Source organism: Prosthecobacter sp. (genome assembly GCF_044236155.1).
Taxonomy (GTDB): domain Bacteria; phylum Verrucomicrobiota; class Verrucomicrobiia; order Verrucomicrobiales; family Verrucomicrobiaceae; genus Prosthecobacter.
Genome location: NZ_JBIIHA010000043.1, coordinates 1 through 16,263, shown reverse-complemented (window position 1 = coordinate 16,263; position 16,263 = coordinate 1). Strand labels below are relative to the sequence as shown.

The window sequence follows — 16,263 nt, the reverse complement described above, 5'->3', positions numbered from 1 at the left end:
GAAAAGATCAAACGCATGCAACGCGTGGCCACCCGGTATGACAAAACCGATGTTTCATTCATGGCTTTTGTCCTTCTTGCCATCTGCACTTTATCCCTCAGAAACCAATTTTAAAACACGCCCTAGACTCCAACATCATTTAGCGGTGACGGCTTGTTTGTCGGTGAGTGCGGTCGTTCCGGGAACCAGCAACACATCATCCGCTTTCAGTTCGGGCAGCTCGACATTGGTTCCATCGTTGAAGCCAGGCTTCACGGCGGTTTTCATGGCTTTGCCGTCCACGTGTTTGAAGACGAAGCCGTTCGTCTTTTCCATCACCAAGGCTCCCACGGGCACAAGCGTGGCTCCTTCGTGCTTTTCGACGGCTATCTTGGTCATCGCATACATGCCGGGGCGGAGTTTGCGGTCGGGATTCTTCAAATCGGCTTCCGCAAGCATCGTGCGCGTGGCGGGATCGAGCGCGTAGGCGATGCGGCTGATGCTCGCCTCGACGGGGGTGGCTCCAACGGCGTCGATTTGGGCCTTCACGGGCTTGCCGACGGTGACGAGGCCGGTTTCGAGTTCGGTGACGGGGATTTGCAGGCGCAGCGTGCTAAGGTCGGTGACTTCGAGGAGTTTGGTCGTGTTGGCGGTCGCGAGAGAGCCGGGATCGGCGAAGCGGGCGGTGATGATGCCTTCGAAGGGCGCTTTGAGCGTGGCGAACTGCGTTTGGGTCTCGCCGCGTTCGAGATTGGCCTTCGCGATGGCGAGTTTGGCCTCCGCGTCATCGACGGCCTGCGGCAAGACGAGGTCGGGAGACTTCGCGCGAGCTTCGTGAAGGCGTTTCACCTCGATTTCGGCCGCTTTGACCTCGGCTTTGGCCTTGGCGATGTCGGCCTCAAGTTCCGGCACTTCGAGCGTGACGAGCACTTGGCCCGCTTTGACGGCATCGCCCTTATCGACTGTGATTTTGGCGATGTAGCCGGTGACTTTGGCATGCAGCGTGGATTGCTGCCAAGGCGCGAGCGTGGAGGGCAGGGAAACCCAGCGGTGGATGGTGCCGGTGGCTGGCTTTGTGGTGGGGAGTTCGAGGGCGAGGGCAGATGTCGTGACGAGAAGGGCCAGCGCGAAATGACGAATGACGAATGGCGAATGACGAATGAATGACGAAGCTCGAATGACGAAGGGCATGGCGGAGAGAGATTGAGTTCGGTTTTCGGATTTGGGGCTTAATTCGGCATTCATCATTCTGGTTTCGTCATTCCACAGGCTCCAGCGAAGCCTCCTTCGCGTTCTTGCTCGCCAGCAGCGCATAAACGGCAGGCAGCACGAGCAGCGTGGCGACGGTTGCCAAAGACAGGCCGCCGATGGTGGCGATGGCGAGGGGGCTGGTTTGGCTTTTGGCGAGGGCCATGGGGATCATGCCGGCGATCATGGCGAGGCTAGTCATGAGGATGGGGCGCAGGCGGGTGGTGGCGCTTTCGAGGGCGGCTTCGCGTTTGCTCAGGCCTTTGAGCTGGGCGCGGTGGGCGAAGGTGACGAGCAGGATGGAGTTCGCGACGGCGACTCCGACGGCCATGATGGCGCCCATGTAGCTCTGGATGTTCACGGTGGTGCCGGTGAGCTTCAAGGCGAGCACGACGCCGAGCAAGGCGGCGGGGATGGTGGTGAGTACGATGAGTGCGAGGCGCAGGCTTTGGAAGTTCGCGATGAGCAGCAGCAGGATGGTGACGATGGCGATGATGAGGCCGGTTTGCAGGCCGCTTTGCAGTTCCTTCATCGGCGGGACTTGGCCGCGTAGGGCGACGTTGACGCCGGTGGGCGCGGGATTCTCCGCGATGATCTTTTCGACCTGCTTGGCGACGTTTCCGAGCGGTTGGTCGTGCAGGTTGGCGATGATCGAAACGGTGCGGGACATGTTGTAGCGGTCGTATTGGCCGATGACGTTGCCTTCGCTGACTTTGGCGATGTTGCGCAGAGGGACGGTGGTCTGGTTGGCGCTGCTGACGGGCAGATTGCGCAGGTCTTCGAGGCTTTTCATCATCGTCTGCGGCACCTGCACTTGCAGGCTCATGCTCTGGCCGGTTTTGGGATCGGCGTAGTAATTGGGCACAGTGAAGCGGCTGCTGGCTGTGGCGGTGACGAGGCTGCGGGTGGCATCGCTCATTTTCACACCGAGCAGGCCGGCGCGTTCGCGGTCGATGTTCACATCGACGCTGGGGTAGTCGAGTGTTTGGCTGAATTGCACATCCCGCAGGTCTTTGAGCTCAGCGAGCTTGGTGCGGAGCGTTTCGGCGTGCGCACGGCTCGCGGCGAAGTCTTTGCCGCTGACGGCGACCTCGATGGGCGTGGGCGAGCCGAGTGACATGACGCGCGAGACGATTTCGGCAGGCTCAAACGAGAACGAAACGTCGGGAAACTCCGCGGCGAAGCGGGCGCGGAGTTTTTCGCGCAGCTCGTCGATGGGCATCCGGCTGCCGTCTTCTTTGAGTTGGATTTGCAGCGTGGCCTCCTCCGGGCCGCTGTTCCATTGGTGGATGAGATTGACGGGGTAATTCGGCGCATGCACGCCGACGAGGCCCATGCTGGTGGCGATGGCGGCCTCTTCTCCGAGGATGGTGAGCACGCGTTGCGCGATCTGCTCGGTGGTTTCGAGTCGCGTGGCGGTGGGGGCGCGAAGACGGAGTTGTAGCTGTCCGGCGTCGATTTGTGGGAAGATCTCGGTGCCGAGGAACGGAAGGAAGAGCGTGATGGCGAAGATGGTGCCGGCGAGGTAGGCGGGGACGAGGAGGTGGCGTGTGGAGATGCTGGGGAGGAAGAGATAACGCAGTGCAGTCGGACGGGTCGGACTAGTCTGACTCGTCGGACGAGGCTCCCGATGCCACCAGATGCTCAAAATGGGCACGAGCGTGCTGGAGAGCAGATACGAAGCGATCATCGAAAAGCCCACGGCGAGCGAAAGCGGCAGGAACAGGGCCTTCGCGGCTCCGGTCATAAAAAAACTCGGCACAAACACGGCGAGGATGCAGAGCATCGAGAGGCTGCGCGGGCCGATGGTTTCCTCGGAAGCGTCCAAGACAATGCGGGCAAGAGTGCCCGCACCACTTTGTTTCATGCGGCGGTGGATGTTTTCGATCTCGACGGTGGCTTCATCGACGAGGATGCCGACGGCGAGGGCGAGTCCGCCGAGCGTCATCAGATTGACGGTGGAACCGGTGATCCACAGCGCGAGCAGCGACGCGGCGAGGGCGACGGGGATGTTCAGGATGACGATGAAGGCGCTACGTAGATCACGCAGGAAGATGAGCACCATCAGGCCGGTGAGAGCGGCGCCGAGCAGGCCTTCTTTGACGAGATCCTCGATGGCGCGGATGATCCACGGGCTTTGGTCGAACTCGAAGGTGACGTTGATGTCCTCGGGGCAGGCGGCTTTGAATTTGGGGATGTTGGCCTTCACCAACTCGACGACGCTGAGCGTGGAGGCATCGCTGCGCTTCGTGACGGGCATGTACACGGTGCGTTTGCCGTTCACGATGGCGATGCTGGTGGTGAGGTCGCTGCCGTCGCTGACCTCGCCGATGTCGCGCACATAGACCGCGCCTTTATCGGTGACCTTCAGCGGCACGGCGGCGAGGTCCTGGATGTTTTTCACGACGGCATTCGTCGGCACGATGGGATAGCTGTTGGGCAGCGCGAGATTGCCGCTGGGGCTCATCGTGTTCGCTTCCGTCATTGCTTTGACGACGTCGTCGGGTGACAAGCCGTAAGCGCGGAGGCGGTCGGGCTTCACATTGATCAAAATGGTGCGAGCACTGCCACCGAAGGGCGGCGGGGCCGAAACGCCGGGCAGCGTGGCAAACAAAGGGCGCACCATGTTCAGCGCGGCATCTTGCATCTGGCCGACGGTGCGCGTGGGATTCTCCGTGGAGAAGACGAGATTGCCCACCGGCACGCTGCCGGCATCAAAGCGCGTCACGAAGGCTCCCGGCGTGCCCGGCGGCATGAAGCTGCGGCTGCGGTTCACATACGCGATGGTTTCCGAAAGCGCGGCGGACATGTCGGTGCCGGGATGGAACTGGAGCTTCATGATGGAGGCTCCCTGGATGTTCTTCGACTCCACGTGCTCGATGCCCGCGATGTAGAGGAAGTGATACTCGTAGTAGTAGGTGAGGTAACCCTCCATCTGCGCCGCATCCATGCCGCCATACGGCTGCGCGACGTAGATCGTGGGAATGCCGAGCGGCGGGAAGACATCGCGCGCCATTTTTTCCTTCGCCTGCCAGGCACCCAGCAAGATCGCGATGACCGCGACGAGGATGGCGTAAGGATGGCGAAGGGCGAGGCGGGGGAGGGACATGCGAAGCAATGACGAAACCAGAGTGGCGAATGACGAAGGCGGAGGTTTTAACTGGCAGAAGACAGGCGTCTTGCAGGTGATTTCAGTCGAGAAGGAGATGTTTCGCGAGCCCCAAAGCCGCACAGACGCCGATCACCGGCATGAGGCCGATTTTGAAACGCTGGATGGCAATGAAGGCGGCGATGGCGAAAACGGCCACGGGGAGGTCTAAGGGACCGCTTTTCGACCAAAGAGCATCTTGAGTGAATTTGACGCCGAGATTGAGGATGACGCCGACAACGGCTGCGGTGATGGCGGTGAGTGCGGCGCTGAGTTTGGGTTGCTGGCCGAGTTTCTCGATGTGTGGGGCACCGAGGAAGACGAAGAGGAAGCAGGGCAGGAAGGTGACCCAAGTCGTGATGGCAGCTCCGAGCGTGGCTCCGGCGAGAGGACTCAGGACGCCGGGATGCTGCCAGCCGCCGACGAAGCCGACGAATTGCAGGACCATGATCAGCGGGCCGGGCGTGGTCTCAGCGAGGGCGAGTCCGCTCATCATCTGCGGATGCGAAAGCCAGCCGTGAGTCTCGACGGCCTGTTGGGCGACATACGGCAGCACGGCGTAGGCTCCGCCGAAGGTCACGAGCGCGGCTTTGCTAAAGAACAGGCCCTGCTGCGCCTGCGTGCTGCCCCAGCCGAGCCAGGCGGCGATGGCGAAGACAGGCAGCCACCAAAGCGTGAGGCAGATGGTGCTGACAAGCAGGGTGCGTGTCCACGTCGCCTGCGGTGCGGGGGGCAGTTCGATGGCGTCGGTGAGTTTGGCGTCGCCGTGGGCTTTCCCAGCAGGGAACTGGCGGCGCGGGCCGAAATAGCCGAGCAGCGCCGCCACGAGGATGATGAGCACGAAGGAGACGTGGAAAAAATAGATCGCTGTGAAGCTGGCGGTGGTGAGACACCACAGCGCGGGCGTTTTGAGCGCTTTTTTGCCGATGCGCACCACGGCCTCCGCCACGACGGCGATCACGGCAGCGAGCAGGCCATGGAAAATGGCTGCCAACCAAGGTAAATGCCCTCCAGCCATGTAAAGCCAGCTCAGGCCGAAGAGGATGAACACCGACGGCAGCACGAACAACGCCCCCGCCGCGATGCCTCCCTTCGCACCGTGCAAGCGCCAGCCAAGATAGGTGGCGAGCTGCTGCGCCTCCGGGCCGGGGAGCAGCATGCAGAAGTTCAGCGCATGGAGAAAGTGCGAGTCACTGATCCAGCGGCGCTTCTCGACGAGCTCCTTGTGCATGATGGCGATCTGCCCCGCCGGGCCGCCGAAGCTGATGAAGCCGAGCTTCATCCAGTAGCGGAAGGCCTGGGCAAAAGTGGGCATGAGCGAACGCTCTCCATGCTGATTCATGCCGATGTCATGCCAAAGATTAACGCCCTTTCAACGGCTTAAGCTCTCAGCGCAAGTAGATGAACTCGTTGCTCATCATGAGCGCCTGGCAAAGCAGCGCCCAGGATTGCAGATCGCGTTTGCCGGAGTCCTGCTGGCTTGAGTTGAGCGCGGCGTTGGTGGTGATGAGATAGTTCTGAGCGCGGCGTAGATCGTCCTCGCTGGCTTCCCGGGCGAAGGCGAGACGGTGGGCGGTGCGGATGCGCTCAAGGTGGTCCCTGGTGAGGCCGGCTAGGCGGCGGGCAAAGGAGCTCGCCGCGTCGGTGGCGAGATCGCTGTTCATGAGGAGCAGCGCCTGAGGAGAGACCACGGAGCTGTTGCGCAGGCCGGTTGAAGTCGCAGGATCGGGATAATCGAACTGCTGGAAGAGGTCGTAGAGGTTGTTGCGGATGATGGGCAGGTAGAGCGCGCGCCGTGTGCTGCCATAGGTGGTGAAATCCTTCGAGGTGTGGTTGAAGACGAACTCGCGGTTGCGACGCGGGATTGTCTTGCCGCCGAAGGTGGTGTCGAGGCTGCCTGCCACATGCAGCAGCGCGTCACGGATTTCCTCGGCCTCCAGACGACGCACGGGGAAGTGATGCAGCAATAAATTTTCGGGATCGCTCAGCGCTGCTTCCGAACGGACGGCTGAGCTTTGCTGGTAAGTCCGTGAGCTCATGATGAGCCGGTGCATATCCTTGAAGCTCCATCCGTTCGCCGTGAACCAGCGTGCGAGCCAGTCGAGCAACTCGGGATGCGTGGGTTTCTGGCCGAGGAGGCCAAAGTTATCCGTGGTGGGGACGATGCCCTGGTTGAAATGCCAGGACCAGATGCGGTTGGCAATGACCCGTGAAGTTAGCGGATGCTCCGCGCTGGCAAGCCAGCGTGCGAGTTCAAGACGACCGCTTTGACGCTCGGGGAACTTTGGCAGACTTTTGAGCGACGCCTGGACGACCTGGAGGACACCACGCGGAACCGGCTTCCCGAGCGCGAGGTGATTGCCGCGGATGTGTACGGGCAGCTCCTGGAAGACCTTTGGAGCCTCGGACACCGCCAGCGTGGTGGGCAGGTCTGGGAGGTTGCTCTCCGTGGTCATCATCGTGTCCATCAGGGCGCGTACCTTTTCGGCGACCTCCTTCGGATACAGCACAATGGGTTCCGGCGGCAGGGCGAGGAAGCCTGCTGTTTTGTCCAGCTCAGCGCGGGCCTGATGCAGCAGCGAGTCATCCACCTTGTCCTTCGGGCCGACCTTGATCTTCGCCGCCGCATTGAAGATGGCGGTATAGTAAGGACGGAGACCCAGTGCGTTGCCGGAGGTTTTGACCGCCTCCTGCCAGGGCTTGAACAGGGCGTTCGACTCGTTCGCGGCCAGATAAACGCGGCAGTTCAGCAGAATGTGCGCGCGCAGGCCGTGCTTTTCGGCGACTGGCTTCGTCTGGCTCAAGGTGGGCGCGCTCGGCAGCTCGCATGCCGCCATGAGGTAATCGACCGCATGCTCGCGGATTTCTTTGCGCAGCTCCGCGTTGGCCTCGGCCTCCGCTTTGGCGACGGCGGCTTTTTGATCTTTGAGGATGCGCTCGGTCGATTTCACTGCCGCAAAGTCATCAAGCGATCCCATCGGCGCCTCATACGCGGTGCTCAGCGCGCCGATACGGTCCACACTGAAGCTTTGTGTGCTTTTGAAAATGGCCGCCAACGCGTAGTAGTCAGTCTGCGGGATGGGATCGAACTTGTGATCATGACAGCGCACACAGCCGAGCGTCATCCCCATGAAGGCGCGGCCCATGACGTCGATCTGCTCATCGATGACATCCATGGCGAGCTTGTCCTTGTCCGGCTCGGCGAGCACTTTTGCCCCGAGATTGAGGAACGCGGTGGCGGTGATGCGCTCATGACGCGTGGGAATGTCCTTAGACTCCAAAAGATCACCCGCGAGCTGCTCGGTGAGGAATTCGTCGAACGGTTTGTCCGCGTTGAACGACCTCACAACGTAGTCGCGGTAACGCCAGGCCGTGCCGAGCGCGATATTTTCATCAAGGCCGTTAGAATCGGAGTAGCGTGCGACATCCAGCCAGTGGCGACCCCACTTCTCACCGTAATGCGGCGAGCGCAGCAGACGATCCACGACTTTGGCAAAAGCATCAGGTGAGTTGTCAGCGAGAAAGGCATCCACGTCTGCGGGCGTGGGCGGCAGGCCGGTGAGATCGAAGGTGGCGCGGCGGATGAGCGTGCGCTTGTCCGCAGGCGCGGCGAGCGTGAGGCCTTTTTCCGCGAGCTTCTTTATGACGAAGGCGTCAATCGGGTTTTCCGCCTTCACGCTAGGCACGGTTGGTTTCGCAATCGGGCGGAAGGCCCAGTGCTTGCTGCCTTCTGCGATGTCAATCACACGCGGGGCATGCTGTTTGGCATCTGCGACGGCTTCGCGCGGATCAGGTGCGCCCATTTTCACCCATTCTTCGAGCGCCCTTACCTCGGCGGCGGGCATCGCGCCCTTAGGAGGCATTTGCAGATCCTGATTGTGATAACGGACGGACTCGATGATGCGGCTCTTTTCTGGATCTCCGGCAACGAGCGCGGGGCCGTTGTCGCCACCTTTGAGGATGGCGTCACGCGAATCCATCAGCAGGCCGCCCTTGCTTTTGCCAGACTCCATGGAGTGGCACTCGTAGCAGCGATTGATGAGGATAGGCCGGATGGTCTTTTCGAAGAAGGCGATCTTAGAGTCGTCCGCAGGCGCACCCATCGCGCTGCTTGTGTGCAGCGCGATGGCGAGAGCGATGAAACCAGATGCCTTCATGAGCTGCAAAAAATACGGCATGAAGCGGCCCTTCTTGCCGTCAGGGCCTGCACGGCTAGGCTGCGTCATGTCTCCCGTGCTTCAAACCCTCGCCGACCTCGTGCGCATCAATAGCATCAACAGCTCGTACGAAGGCGGGCCGGGTGAAAAAGATGTGGCGGCGTATGTGCGACGGTTCTTTGAGCAACGTGGCATTGAAGTGTGGGAGCAGGAGGTGTTTCCGAGCCGCAACAACGTCATCGCCCGCGTCCCGGGCCGCGATTCGTCGCGCCGCATCGTGTTCGAGGCGCACATGGACACGGTTTCGATCAAAGGCATGTCGATTGACCCGTTTGATCCGGTTGTTAGCGATGGAAAACTGCACGGACGTGGCTCCGTCGATGACAAGGCCGGTCTGGCCGCGATGATGCACGCTGTGGCGGACATTCATGCAAGCGGTGAGTCGCCGCCCTGCGAGCTCTGGCTCGCAGCCGTGGTGGATGAGGAGTTTTCATTCCGTGGCGTGGTCAAGCTATGCGAAGGCCTCAAAGCGGCTGCCGCCGTGGTGGCAGAACCTACCGAATTCAAATGTGTGATCGCCAGCAAGGGCGTCCTGCGCTGGCGCATTCGTACGAAAGGAAAAGCCGCGCACAGTTCGAAGCCGCATCTTGGCATCAACGCGATCACGGCGATGTCACGTGTCGTGCTGGCCTTGCGGGAGGATCACGAGCGCCTGCAAAAAGCAGCTCATCCGCTACTCGGGCCGGCGACGTGCAACGTGGGAGTCATCCACGGCGGCGTACAGGTCAATTTCGTGCCCGATGAAGCCGTGATCGAGATCGATCGACGTTTACTGCCCGGAGAAGAAGTCGAAGACGTTCTCGCGCATTATCAGTCGATCCTCGATGAACTGATGAAACAGCATCCAGACGTCATTGCGGAGATGGAAAAGCCCATGCTGCAGGACTGGTCGCTTCAAACCGATGCCAACGCGTCGCTGGTGCAGATCGCACGTGATGTGTTGCATGGGATGAATCGCGAAAATGGTGTCAGCGGTGTGCCGTTTGGCAGCGATGCGAGTAAGTTCTCGCGTCTCGGCATTCCGACGATCCTTTTCGGCCCCGGCAGCATCGATCAGGCGCATGCCGCGGTCGAATACGTCGAATGCGCCGAGGTGGAGGCCGCGCAGGCCTTCTACATGCAGATCGCTCGGCGTTTTGTGTGAGTCACCGTCAGTCTGCCTTTTTTACAGCAGGCTTCGGGTCTTCATTCGGCGTGCCGGGCCAGAGCGGAGCCACGTTTTTGGCATTCCAGTCGTCCCAAGCCTTCGAAAGCTCCGCGACGAGCTGTGGATGCTCCGCGGCGAGATTTTTCGTCTCACCGACATCAGCGTGCAAATCGAAGAGCTGCCACCCGGACTGCGTTTTGGCCTCAAAGTCACGGAAATCGACGAGTTTCCATTTTCCGCGGCGAATCGCCTTTTGCGGCCCGAAGCGCCACGCGAGTGATTCATGCGGCGCGTCGGCTTTTTCGCTTTTGAGGTGCGGGAGGAGGTTCACGCCTTCGATTCCTTCGGGCGCTTTCGTTCCTGCCACACTCGCGGCCGTCGGCAACACGTCGAGTGCGCTCAACGGCTGGTCATAGACTTTTCCGGCGGGCAGTTGACCGGTCCAGCTCACGAAAAAGGGCACGCGGATGCCGCCTTCGAGCGTCTGGCCTTTGTCGCCGCGCAGGGGTGTGTTGATGCCGGTGTTCGTGGCAAAGAACGGGCGCTTTCCGCTGCCGCCGTTGTCGCTGAAGAAGAACACGAGCGTGTTCGGATGCTTCGCTTTGAGTTCGGCCGTGATGCGGCCGATGGTGTCATCGAGTCCGAGCAGCAGCGAGAGGTATCCACGCCGCCCAGGGGTCTTCACCACGGCCGGAAGGCGGCTTTGGTGCTTCTCCACGATCTCCAGCGGAGTGTGGACGGCGTTGTAGGCCAGATAAAGAAACCACGGCTTGCCGCTGTGGCGATTCATGAAGCTCAAGGCCTCGTCCGTGAACAGATCCGTCGTGTAGCCATCGAGCTTCTGCGGCTCGCGACCGCGATAGATGAGATCGTGCGAGTGCGCCGTGCCGAATTTCGGCTCCGCGTCCTTGTGTAGCAGGAAATTGTGCCCGCCGACGAGGAAGCCGAAGTATTCATCAAACCCGCGCGACTGCGGATGATGCGCCGCATCGAATCCTTGGTGCCATTTTCCGACCAAGGCCGTCGCATAGCCCGCGTCGTGCATCACATTCGCGATCGTGCGCTGGTCCAGCGGCAGCCCGAGCTTTGCCTCATCGCCCACATGCGGATTGAACTCATGCCCGAACCGCGTCGCCGCCTTCCCGGTCAAAAAGCCCGCCCGCGAAGGACTGCAATACGGCGCGGACACATACCCGCTCGTGCAGCGCACTCCGGAAGCCGCCAGCGCATCAATATTCGGCGTCGGCACCTCAGCCCCGCCATGCACACCAATGTCCGCATAGCCGAGATCGTCGGCGATGATCACAAGCACATTCGGCTGTGCCGCGAAGAGCGAAGGGCAGAAGGCGAGGAGGAGAAAGAGGCGTTTCATGGTTGGGTAAGCGTTAACGAAGCAGGTAGCTGGATATGCCGAAAAAATGACGGATGGCGCGATAGCGTCGTGGAGTGCGGTGGGAAGCCTTGGCGCGACACCGCTTTGGCATGCCGGACGGTGCGCAAAGGCCGAAGATCATGCTTCAGCGCTCGAAAGCGGTGTCGGCGGGGCAAGCGGCTTGCGCCTTGCCCCTTTGCCACCGCACTCCACGACGCTGTCGCGCTCAACGAAGCCTCACTTCGCAAACATCGCGTGCTCCTTGTTTCCGCCGCTGAGGACGTAGGCGAGGAGGTCGAGGATCTCGTCTTTCTTGAGCATGGCGAGGAGCATCGGGGGCATGGGGGAGACTTTGCTGAGTTCGATGCTCTTCACTTCTTTGCGATCGACGTTTACGCGCTGATTGGGGTCGGTCAGGTCGGTGTTGAGGGTGACGCCGTCGCCGCTGAGGTTCACCACGACGCCGCTCATGATCGTGCCGTCGTTCTTGGTGACGACGATGGGGGCGAACTGCTCGTTGATCTCCTTGCTGGGGTTGATGATTTGATCGAGCAGGTCGTGCGGGCTGTAGCGACCGCCGGCGCCGGTGAGGTCGGGGCCGGTCATGCCGCCGGCGTTGCCAAAGCGGTGGCAGGTGTAGCAGGCGGCGGCGCTGAACATCTTCCGGCCGTTGTCATAGCTGCGGCCTTTCATGCCGTCCTTTGCGGCGGCGCTGAGCTCGTCGAGCGTCCACATCGTGGGCGTGCGGCCCACAAACATCGCGCCGACGTTTTCGATGGCGGTTTTGCGCTCGGGCTTCTTCGCGATGAGTTCGGCGAACTGCGTTTTCTCGGCGTCGGTGAAGGTGGCGAGGCTGTCATTGCGGATGAATTCGAGGAACTTGTCGAAGCTGGCCCCGCCTTTGTAGTTCGCGGCTTTGAGGAAGAACTCGAGCTGCTGCGTGCGCAGTTCGGGCGTCCAGCCAGCTTTGAGGAAGCGCAGGCTGCGCGCATACTCGATCTGCGGCTCCTGGCTCTCGGCAGCAGCGATGAGAGCCATGCCTTTCGCGGCGGCATTCGGTGCCTGCAGGTAGGCGAGTATTTCGGTGAGCAGCCAGTTGAGCTCGAAGTTGTCCGCCGGATACGCGGGATCGAGCTTCGCGATGATCGCGGCGACGGTGGCGTCGTCGGGATTGCCGAAGCGGTGCAACACGATCTCGATGAGGCGCACGTAGCCGAGCTTTTGCTCCTGCGTGAGCTTGGCGAAGTCGTGCTTCAACAGCGCGGCGAGGATGGCATCGCGGGACTTCCCATCGATCTGATAGGACGGATAGGTCCGATGAGTCGGACAAACGCCCGTGCGGCGTGTGAAAGCGAGCAGCGCTTCGAGCTGCGCGGTGACGTTTGTTTCGGCGAGCGCTTTGTCCTGCCATTCGGCGAGCGGCTGATGCTCCAACGCGGTGCGGGCGGCGGCGCGAACATAGCGGTCAGTGCTGTTGAGGTGCGGCCAGGCGGTGGAGACGGCTTGGGGGTCTTGTTTGCCGTGGAAAGCTTCGAGGGAGTGGCGCACTGCCACTGCTTTGTCCGACTCGTCGGACTGGTCGGACTTGTCTGACAGCGCGGTGCTTTCTTTGCCCACATAACTCACCCGATACAGCCCGCTCTGTACCCGACGACCGCCGATGGTGAAATACATCGCGCCGTCTTTGCCGATGATCGCATCGCTGACGGGCAGCGGGCCGCCGGTGACGAATTCTTCCTTCGTGGCGGTGTAGGTGCTGCCATTGGGCTTCAGATGCACGGCGTAGATTTTGCCCCAGCTCCAGTCGAGCGCGTAAAAGGCCTCTTGGTATTTCGCGGGGAACTTCGCGCCGTAGCCAAAGGTGCAGCCGGTGGGCGAGCCGGGGCCGATGTTCAAAGTGGCGGGCAGGTTGTCGATGTAGAACTCGGGATACTTGCCCGCGCCGTTGCGCCAGCCGAACTCCGCGCCGCTGACGACGTGGTTGATGCGCGTGGGGCGATACCACGATGTGTTGAAGTCATACTCCATGTCCGCGTCGTACACGAACAGCTCGCCATCGCGATTCACGCCGCCATCGTAGATGTTGCGAAAGCCGCTGGCGAAGATCTCGAAGGTCTTTCCATCCGGCGTGAAGCGATACACGATGCCGCCAGGAGCCATGACGTGGCGGTTGTGGCCGCGACCGTCCGGCATGCGCGGCAGCAGATGGTCATCGCCCCAAAGCTTCGCCACGGGCGAGCTGTCCGGCGTGCCGGCCTTCGGGCCTTCTTTGAGCACGGCGTTGTTGCCGCTGATGAGGTGCAGGCCCTTGCCATCCGGTGTTTTCAAAATGGCATGCACACCGTGATCGCTGCCCGCGTCGAACTCGCGCAGCATCTCGACCTTGTCGGGCATGTCATCGCTGTTGCTGTCGGTGATGCGATACACGCCGCTGGGGATCTTTTTCTCGTAATCATTCACGCCGACATACAGCGCCCCGAAGGCGAAGAGCATGCCGTTCACGCCGCGGATGTCCGCGGGCACTTTTTCGATGTCGCCCTGGCTCAGCGTCTGGCCCGCGGCGGGCGCTTTGAAGCGGTAGAGCATGCCATACTGGTCGCTCACGTAGATGCGGCCTTTGTCATCGGTCGTCAGATTCACCCACGAGCCCTGCTCGCCGCCCGGCACACTGTAAATGAGCTCCACCTTGAAATCCGGCAGCGTCTTGATGTTCGACACCGGCGTCGCCACATTCGCCCCGATGGCCGGCCCGACCGCGTCGGGACGTTTGGCCTTGGCTTTGCCTTTTCCCTTCCCCTTGGCGTCTTGAGCCATCAAAGAGCACGGCAAAGCCAGGGCGGAAAGAAGGAGGGAGGTGAAAAGCAGTCGTTTCATGGTGTGTAGTGTGGTTGAACGCCCACCTTTGTCAAAACCTGACAGCAAAAGCTGTGTCGGATCTAGCAAAAGTATAATAGAAAGCGATCCGGTGAGAACGCCCATCACTGCGAACAAAATGTTTATCAATTTCGCGGGAAATGAACCAAACAATGGAGCATGAACAGAACCTCACGATCCCCCAAGAGCATTCAACTTTTTGATTGCTTCTTCATCGCCTTGGTCTGCGGCCATTTGATACCATTTGAACGCTTCGGCTCGATCCTTCGGCACTCCGTTCCCTTCCAAGTAGCAATCGGCGAGGTTGTATTGAGCGTCGGCTTTGCCTAGTTCAGCCGCCTCTCGATACAACCGCGCAGCTTCCCTGAAATCTTTGGCCACGCCTTTTCCAAATTCGTAACAGAGGCCTAGATTTGTTATTGCGTTTAAATCCATCTTTCTCGCTGCTTTCTGATACCACCTGAAGGATTCAAAAAGGTCTTTTGGCACTCCACTTCCTGTTTCGTAGCACCAAGCAAGATTGTTTTGAGCGGGTGCATTCCCTGCGTCTGCAGCCTTGCGGAACCACCGAGTTGCTTCGGCAAAATCTTTCGTGACTCCAGATCCTGATGCGTAGCAACTTCCCAGACGGCACAGGGCCGTGCTATCGCCTTGCTCTGCCGCTTTGCGGTAAAGTTTTATGGCATTGATGACATTAGGCTCTGTTCCTTGGCCAAACTCATAACACAGTCCTAGACAAGTTTGGCCTGAAGAATTGCCCTTTAAAGCAGCATCCTCAAACCAGCGAAAAGCCTTATCCAGTGCGCTCTCGGTGCTTGGGGACGAGACATATGCAAGATCATATAAAAAATGCTTCAACTCACTGCTTACAACCAGTCGACACCGACCGTAATTCAACGCCTGATCGACCCATGCCTGGTCCCTGACTGGTATGAGAACAAACAATGCTGGGTTGTCCTTCATGATGACCAGTATCTTGGATAAAATTATAATGGCGACTGATTCAGGGTTCAGTTCAGACTGCCTGAATGCACCACAGACAACCATCAAAGACTGGCCGACCGCTCTCTCAACAATCTTCAGATCGACGCCAAAATCCCGCAAAAGAGTGACGCAGATCTTACTGTATAGCGCAGCATCATTGTGGCCCGAAAAAAGGTGTTTGAACATGAGAGATAAATATTAGTGCTTGGGCAAATCTAGACAACTAGAGCGGGAGGCTTGTTTTGAAAGCCAGATAAGTAACTCCAAAACCGACCTGCAACATGACACACACTCCCAAAATCTTGAACGAGGTCGGCCGTTGTCAGAATACGTTGATGCGGGGTCACGGAGCTACAATCGATAAAATGAAACCGGCGATCGGGAGAACCTACCAAGGTGAATGGAGTAAGGTGCTTGAGAAAGAACGGCGTGCCTTGGAGCATTTCAGAAAGCGGAGCATCCCTTACATTACAAGTAAGCCAAAGAAGTCTTTGGATTGGCTTTGCTTGATGCAGCATTACGGCTGTCCAACTCGATTGCTCGATTTCACATCCAATCCGCTGGTGGCACTGTTTTTTGCTTCTGACCCAGGTCAAGAAGAAGACGGCGAGATCATTATTGTGGATGCCACTTCCAAAGTGTTTAAAAGCCCAGGAAAAAGTGACATTTTCACCGTGAAAGATCCTTTTGTTTATCACCCGCCGCACTACTGCGGGAGAATCACTGGGCAATCGGGTTGCTTCATAGTGTGCCCAGAACCAAATGAGGGCCTGAAAATCGACCCAGTTAAGAAGGTGGCTGTGCCCAAAAAACTAAAAGAATCGATCCGCAGGGAGCTTGCGACCATGGGTGTCACGCACTCACATCTCTTTCCTGGCCTTACTGGTATCTGCGAAGATTTAAAGGACACATTGATCCACGGTTTAGATGACCAAGCGCTATTCGATCAGTTTCCAGATCTCCTTTAGCGCCGAACGCCATTTGTAAAACGCTCTTTTGTGCCGATCTACGATGTCTCTATCGATGGAACGATAGTAAGATCCATCCAGTTCAAATTCTCCGAGATTTTCACAAGCAATAAGTCCAAATGCCAATCTACAATGGTGTCGCTCGGGAGGAGCAGAGCACTTTCGCTTTTATTTCACTCATTTCAGACAACGTCGTATCACTAGGGCGTGTTTTAAAATTGGTTTCTGAGGGATAAAGTGCAGATGGCAAGAAGGACAAAAGCCATGAATGAAACATCGGTTTTGTCATACCGGGTGGCCACGCGTCGCATGCGTTTGATCTTTTC

General features: G+C 59.4%; 9 protein-coding genes. 2 read left to right on the top strand and 7 right to left on the bottom strand.

Annotation, left to right across the window (positions count from 1 at the left end; all coding sequences use genetic code 11):
- Positions 1 to 135 precede the first annotated feature (135 nt).
- From ACILSE_RS22080 to ACILSE_RS22065, 4 genes are all read right to left on the bottom strand, one after another.
- Entirely contained in the window at positions 136 to 1,170 is a 1,035-nt protein-coding gene (locus ACILSE_RS22080) for an efflux RND transporter periplasmic adaptor subunit (RefSeq protein ID WP_395719614.1), read from the bottom strand.
- 67 nt (positions 1,171 to 1,237) lie between these two features.
- Positions 1,238 to 4,336 (bottom strand): efflux RND transporter permease subunit, encoded by a 3,099-nt coding sequence (locus ACILSE_RS22075; RefSeq protein ID WP_395719613.1) that lies wholly within the window; start codon positions 4,334 to 4,336, stop codon positions 1,238 to 1,240.
- 82 nt (positions 4,337 to 4,418) lie between these two features.
- Complete coding sequence (chrA, locus tag ACILSE_RS22070; protein WP_395719612.1) at positions 4,419 to 5,690, bottom strand: chromate efflux transporter; 1,272 nt, start codon at positions 5,688 to 5,690, stop codon at positions 4,419 to 4,421.
- A gap of 73 nt (positions 5,691 to 5,763) precedes the next feature.
- A complete protein-coding gene (locus ACILSE_RS22065; RefSeq protein ID WP_395719611.1) occupies positions 5,764 to 8,601 on the bottom strand; it encodes a PSD1 and planctomycete cytochrome C domain-containing protein in 2,838 nt (945 codons plus the stop codon).
- Between ACILSE_RS22065 and ACILSE_RS22060 the strand changes: the two genes are divergently transcribed.
- Entirely contained in the window at positions 8,600 to 9,736 is a 1,137-nt protein-coding gene (locus ACILSE_RS22060; RefSeq protein WP_395719610.1) for a M20 family metallopeptidase, read from the top strand. The genes ACILSE_RS22065 and ACILSE_RS22060 overlap by 2 nt on opposite strands.
- A 7-nt stretch (positions 9,737 to 9,743) precedes the next feature.
- Here the strand turns inward: ACILSE_RS22060 and ACILSE_RS22055 are convergent, their stop codons facing one another.
- From ACILSE_RS22055 to ACILSE_RS22045, 3 genes are all read right to left on the bottom strand, one after another.
- Complete coding sequence (locus tag ACILSE_RS22055; protein ID WP_395719609.1) at positions 9,744 to 11,111, bottom strand: sulfatase-like hydrolase/transferase; 1,368 nt, start codon at positions 11,109 to 11,111, stop codon at positions 9,744 to 9,746.
- Positions 11,112 to 11,348: 237 nt separating this feature from the next.
- Positions 11,349 to 13,985 carry a c-type cytochrome gene (locus tag ACILSE_RS22050; RefSeq protein WP_395719608.1) on the bottom strand — a complete coding sequence of 879 codons (2,637 nt, stop codon included), beginning with the start codon at positions 13,983 to 13,985 and terminating at the stop codon, positions 11,349 to 11,351.
- A gap of 171 nt (positions 13,986 to 14,156) precedes the next feature.
- Complete coding sequence (locus ACILSE_RS22045) at positions 14,157 to 15,155, bottom strand: tetratricopeptide repeat protein (RefSeq protein ID WP_395719607.1); 999 nt, start codon at positions 15,153 to 15,155, stop codon at positions 14,157 to 14,159.
- A gap of 95 nt (positions 15,156 to 15,250) precedes the next feature.
- Here ACILSE_RS22045 and ACILSE_RS22040 point away from each other — a divergent pair, with 95 nt between their 5' ends.
- On the top strand, positions 15,251 to 15,937 hold the full coding sequence (locus ACILSE_RS22040) for an FRG domain-containing protein (protein WP_395719606.1): 687 nt from the start codon (positions 15,251 to 15,253) through the stop codon (positions 15,935 to 15,937).
- The last annotated feature ends 326 nt before the right edge of the window (positions 15,938 to 16,263 follow it).

Coding starts and splice junctions, on each gene's coding strand:
- ACILSE_RS22080 (WP_395719614.1), bottom strand. CDS start 1,170: ATGCCCTTCGTCATTCGAGCTTCGTCATTCATTCGTCATTCGCCATTC.
- ACILSE_RS22075 (WP_395719613.1), bottom strand. CDS start 4,336: ATGTCCCTCCCCCGCCTCGCCCTTCGCCATCCTTACGCCATCCTCGTC.
- chrA (WP_395719612.1), bottom strand. CDS start 5,690: ATGCCCACTTTTGCCCAGGCCTTCCGCTACTGGATGAAGCTCGGCTTC.
- ACILSE_RS22060 (WP_395719610.1), top strand. CDS start 8,600: ATGTCTCCCGTGCTTCAAACCCTCGCCGACCTCGTGCGCATCAATAGC.
- ACILSE_RS22065 (WP_395719611.1), bottom strand. CDS start 8,601: ATGACGCAGCCTAGCCGTGCAGGCCCTGACGGCAAGAAGGGCCGCTTC.
- ACILSE_RS22055 (WP_395719609.1), bottom strand. CDS start 11,111: ATGAAACGCCTCTTTCTCCTCCTCGCCTTCTGCCCTTCGCTCTTCGCG.
- ACILSE_RS22050 (WP_395719608.1), bottom strand. CDS start 13,985: ATGAAACGACTGCTTTTCACCTCCCTCCTTCTTTCCGCCCTGGCTTTG.
- ACILSE_RS22045 (WP_395719607.1), bottom strand. CDS start 15,155: ATGTTCAAACACCTTTTTTCGGGCCACAATGATGCTGCGCTATACAGT.
- ACILSE_RS22040 (WP_395719606.1), top strand. CDS start 15,251: ATGACACACACTCCCAAAATCTTGAACGAGGTCGGCCGTTGTCAGAAT.